The organism is Pengzhenrongella sp. (assembly GCF_036565025.1).
In the GTDB taxonomy this organism is placed as follows: domain Bacteria; phylum Actinomycetota; class Actinomycetes; order Actinomycetales; family Cellulomonadaceae; genus Pengzhenrongella.
The window spans coordinates 1-4,896 of record NZ_DATCNW010000238.1; the positions used below are offsets into that span (position 1 = coordinate 1).

The 4,896-nt window shown below is 73.0% G+C and carries 3 protein-coding genes; 2 read left to right on the forward strand and 1 reads right to left on the reverse strand.

The features are described 5' to 3' along the window. Positions 1-1,013: HNH endonuclease (locus tag VIM26_RS14060; protein WP_414696490.1), on the forward strand; the 1,013-nt coding region annotated here is incomplete at its 5' end. 167 nt (positions 1,014-1,180) lie between these two features. Here VIM26_RS14060 and pheA read toward each other — a convergent pair. Further along, complete coding sequence (gene pheA, locus VIM26_RS14065) at positions 1,181-2,143, reverse strand: prephenate dehydratase (RefSeq protein ID WP_331952218.1); 963 nt, start codon at positions 2,141-2,143, stop codon at positions 1,181-1,183. 95 nt (positions 2,144-2,238) lie between these two features. Between pheA and VIM26_RS14070 the strand changes: the two genes are divergently transcribed. Continuing rightward, positions 2,239-4,752, forward strand: a complete 2,514-nt coding sequence (locus VIM26_RS14070; RefSeq protein ID WP_331952220.1) for a hypothetical protein — start codon at positions 2,239-2,241, stop codon at positions 4,750-4,752. Positions 4,753-4,896 lie beyond the last annotated feature (144 nt).

Consider the following 4,896-nt stretch of genomic DNA (forward strand, 5'->3'; position numbering starts at 1 on the left):
ACAAGCCCGACGCGCACGTCCCGCCTCAGGTCACGTTGATCCTGACCGAGGAGACCTGGGTGGCCGTGCAGAGCGAACGCGACACGACCAACCGGTCCCGCGCCACGTTCGGCTTCGGGCCCGTCCAGGACAACACCGCCGCCGACGACGGTGGCGACGCTTTCGGGTCGGTCGACGCAATCGGTCCGATCGACGGGCTCATGCCGGTCGGCGGACAGGGGTCCGCGGGCGAGGTCGGTCCGATCGACGGGCTCGGCCGCGCGGACGGGCCCGGCGCGGTGGACGGGCTCGGCGCGGTGGACGGAATCGGCCGGGTGAACAAGCTCGGACCGGTCATCGGCCTCGGGGCGGTCGGCGGATGCGGGTCGGTCGATGCACCTGGTGGCGCGGTGAACGCGGTTGGCGGGGCGAGGGTGCCGTTCAGCTACGCGCCGGCGACGCTGGAGGACGGCACCCCGGTGCCGACCAGCGAGCTGGCGCTCGTGATGTGCGAGTGCGATCTCACCCGGATCGTGATCGACGCCCAGGGCAACCCGCTGGACCTGGGGCGCTCGGAGCGGTTGTTCACCGGGGTGCAGCGCAGCGCGGTCATCGCCCGGGACCGGCACTGCGCGTGGCCTGAGTGCGACCAGCCCGCCCGGTGGTGCCAGGTGCACCACATCAGCTGGTGGAAACGCGACTTCGGCTCCACGTCGGTCGACAACGGGATCCTTTTGTGTAATTTCCATCATCACGAGGTGCACCGACTCGACCTCAGCATCACCAGGAAGCACCCCGTCCCGCTGGCTGACCGGAACGGTGTCCCGAAGCCTCGCGGGACGCTCGCCACGGTCGACTACACGTTCACCGACCCCACCGGGCACGTCATCGGGCGCAAACCCGGCGCACCACCGGGAGCAGCATCGCCCCCGGGAGCAGCATCGCCTCCGGGAGCACCGCCCGACGACCTCGATTTCACGCGGAAGACCGATCCGCACACCGGGATGAGCGTCCCCGCCTTCATGCTCGAATGAGCATCAATGCCGCCCGATGCGGCGACCGCACGTGAGACCGGACGAGCGCCCTACCCCAAGCCCCCGGGGCGCGGGGGTCGCGAGCGTCGCACCGGGAGACGTCGTCGCCTGGAGAGCTCGTGGGGATGTTCGCGGTTCGCGGTTCGCGGTTCGCGGTTCGTCGGACGCTACGTCGGCGTCGAACCGGCGCGCAAGGACTCGACCCAGCGGCGGGCACCCTCGAAGTCGGCGTCGGCGGTGCCGGGGCTCGCGTTTGTCGCGGCGCCGTCGGCCCGGGGGTAGGACCCGAGGAAGCGCACGTGCGGGCACACGCGGTGCAGCCCGATCAGCGCCTCCGCGACGCGCTCCTCCGCGAGATGCCCCTCGGCGTCGATCGAGAACGAGTACCGGCCCAGCAGGTCACCGAGCGGACGCGACTCGATCCGGCTCAGGTTGACCCCGCGGGCCGCGAACTGCTCGAGCATCTCCAGCAGCGCGCCCGCCTCGTTGCTCGGCAGGTGCACCACCAGGGACGTCTTGTCCGAGCCGGTCGGGGCGGGCAGCTCACCGGGCAGCCCGACGACGACGAAGCGCGTCACGGCCGTCTCGTTGTCCGCGACGTGGTCGGCGAGCACCTCGAGCGCGTACAGCTCGGCGCTCAGCGGGGCGACGAGCACCGCGTCGAAACCGGGGTCGTGGTCGGGCGGGGTCTCGGCGAGCAGCGCGGCCGCGGCCGCCGTCGAGGTCGCCGGCACGTGCATCGCGGCGGGCAGGTTCGCGTTGAACCAGCGCCGGCACTGCGCCCAGGCGTGCGGATGGGTCGACACCCGCGTGACATCCGCGAGCTCGGTGCCCGCGCGCCCCGCGAGCACGAACGTCACGGGCACCAGCACCTCGCGCAGCAGCACGAGCGGCTGCCCGGTCGCGAGGGTGTCAAGGGTCGCGGTCACGCCACCCTCGACCGAGTTCTCGATCGGCACCACCGCGAAGTCGGCGCGCCCCGAGCGCACCGCCTCGAGGGAGGAGACGACGTCGACCATCGGCAGGTACTGCGCCTCGTCGGGCCCGGCGATCTGGCGCAGGGCGGCCTCGGTGAACGTCCCCGCAGGTCCGAGGTAGGCATAGCGCGGGAGTCGGGTCGAGCCGGCCATCGGTGTGCTCCTTCTCGCAAGCAGGTTTCGCGCGGGAGTCCACGCGTGCGGGGTCGAGCCTAACCGGGCGATCGGGAGCCCCGTAGGCTGTCCCGGTGCCCCGTCCAGCAGTCCTCGCCCGCGCCCTGTCCGCCGCGGCAGCGCTCGCGATCGGAGCGGTGGCGATGTTCGGCGGAGTGTCCGCGGCAGGCGCGGCCGACACGGTACCGGCCAGACCCTCCGCTGTCCCCGCCACGACCGCCACGACCACCACGACCACCGGCTCCGCCGACGACCCGGCGCGCGGGCCCGTCGTCGTGATCGGCACGACTGGCCTGCGCTGGGACGACGTCGGCGCCCTGACCACCCCCGCACTGTGGGACCTTTCCCGGACCGGATCCGTCGGGACCGTGGCCGCCCGCAGCCTGCGATCCTTCGCCTGCCCCGCCGACGGATGGCTCGCGCTGTCGGCCGGCGCCCGCGCGGACGACATCGACGGCGCGAAGTACGGCGAGTGCCGGACGCTGCGCGAGCCGAGCACGGACAAGCTCGTTCCGGGCTGGGCGGACTACCTCCAGTCCGCCAAGGAGGCGAGCTACTCCGCGAAGCCCGGCCTGCTCGGCGACGCGCTCGCCAAGGCGAAGGTGACGGCCACCGGCATCGGACCGGGCGCCGCCATCGCGCTGTCCGACTCCAAGGGCCTCCCGGTCGGCGAGCACCTGCGGCGCCCCGGGGCGGCCCGCGACCTGACCAACCGCGTCGGACGCGCGCTCCACTCCTCCCGCCTCGTCGTCGTCGACGCCGGCACGGTGCGCGACCCGGGTCAGCTGACCGTGAACCTGCCCGCATCCGGCCTTGACGCGAACGGCGACGGCCAGCCGGACCCCGGCGCGGCGACGACCCCCAAGCCCGGCGAGTCGACCGAGGGTGACCTCACCGCGCCGGACGCCGTGACCGAGCCCACCCGCTCGGACCAGGCCCGCAGGATCGACGAGCGCATCCGGGCCGTGCTCGACGCGATCGACGAGTCCGGGACGAAGGCCACCGTGCTGGTGACCTCGCTCGCGGACTCCGGCCGCCAGCCGCACCTGCAGCTCGCGATCGCCACGGGGCCGAGCGTGGTCCCGGGCGGCGCGCCGTACGCCGGGACGTTGCTCGAGACGCGCTCCACGCGGCAACCCGGGTACGTCATGCCGACCGACCTCACGCCGACGGTGCTGTCCGCGCTGGGGGCCCGCGACTCGGCGCCCGTCGGATCCCTGGCCGGGTCGCCCGTGAGTACCGTGCCCGGCCCGAAGCTCGCGAGCGAGCGCGTTGCCGCGATGATCGACCAGGACGTGCACGCCTGGGCGGTCAAGCCGCTGACGCCGGTGTTCTTCGTCCTGCTGGTCGTGGTCAACCTCGTCCTGTACGCCCTCGTGACGCTCGGCCTGAACGGCGTCGTGCTGGCGTCCCTGAGCAGCGGGCTGAACCGCGTGCTGCCCGGCCGCGTGGGGCGGGCCGTCGCGCACGAGCTCACGAAGCGACCCAATGCGGTGCTCTCGGGCCTGCGCCTTGCCGGTGTGGCGGTCGCGTCGTTCCCGGTCGCCACCTTCCTGGCCAACCTCACGCCATGGTGGCGCGCGTCGCCGCCGTCGTACGCGCTCAGCGCCTTGATCATCGGGTGGGTCGCGATCATCACCGGCGTCGCACTGCTGCCCCGCTGGAAGTCGTGGTTGCTCGGACCGGTCGGCGTGGTCGCGGCCGTCACCGCGATCGTGATCGCGGCCGACATCACGACCGGTGGCCGGTTGCAGGTCTCCGCGGTCATGGGCGTCCAGCCGCTGGTGGGCGCGCGGTTCTACGGGTTCAACAACCAGGCGTTCGCGCTCTTCGCGGCCTCGACCATCCTGCTCGCGGTCGCGATCGCCAACCCGCTCGTGCATCGGGGAATGCGCAAGCGGGCGGCGGTCGTGGTCGGCGTCATCGGCGTGGTGGCCACCGCGCTCGACGGACTGCCGGGCGTCGGGAGCGACTTCGGTGGCCCACCCGCCCTGGTGCCGGCGTTCGCCGTGCTTGCACTGCTCGCTGCCGGAGTGCGGATCGGCTGGGGGAAGGCGCTCGCCATCCTCGGCGCGGGCGCCGGGGTTGTCATCGGCTTCGCGGTGCTCGACTGGCTGCGGCCGGCAGATTCCCAGACGCACCTCGGGCGCTTCGTGCAGACCGTGCTCGACGGCGGCGTCTGGCCGGTGATCATGCGCAAGGGCTCGCAGAACGTCGCGATCCTGTTCGGGAGCCCGCTCACGGTGCTGGCTATCGCCGGGATCGCGCTGGTCCTGCTCGTGCTCGGCCGCCCGCTGCGCACCCTGGCCAGCGCGCCCGACGGCGGCCCGTTCAGCTGGCTGTCCGCCGGCGCCCCGCTCACCCAGCTCGGCACCGACGCGCCGCTGCTCCGCCCGGGCCTGATCGCGCTCACGGTCGCCCTCGGGATCGGCTTCGCCGTCAACGACTCAGGCGTGGTCATCCCGGCGGTCGGCGGGGCACTCGTGGTCCCGCTCCTGGTAGCCGCCTGCGCCAGCTGGATGCTCCAGGTCCGCCCCGACCCCGACCCGCTCGCCCCCCATCCATCCCCCGTGACGTCCGAGCGTTGACGTCCTAGGTGGCTGGTGTTTTTCGCGTGGCGGTGTCCGGTTGCGCGGCGACGCTCGGGGAGGATCGCGGGTGAGGGTTGCCGCTGCGGTCAGGAGTAGTCGATGACGTTGGGTCTGACGCCGAGGCAGGGTGATCTGCTGAGC

Bases quoted from the DNA above. Each gene is read 5' to 3' on its own strand.
- pheA (WP_331952218.1), bottom strand. From the start codon at position 2,143: ATGGCCGGCTCGACCCGACTCCCGCGCTATGCCTACCTCGGACCTGCG.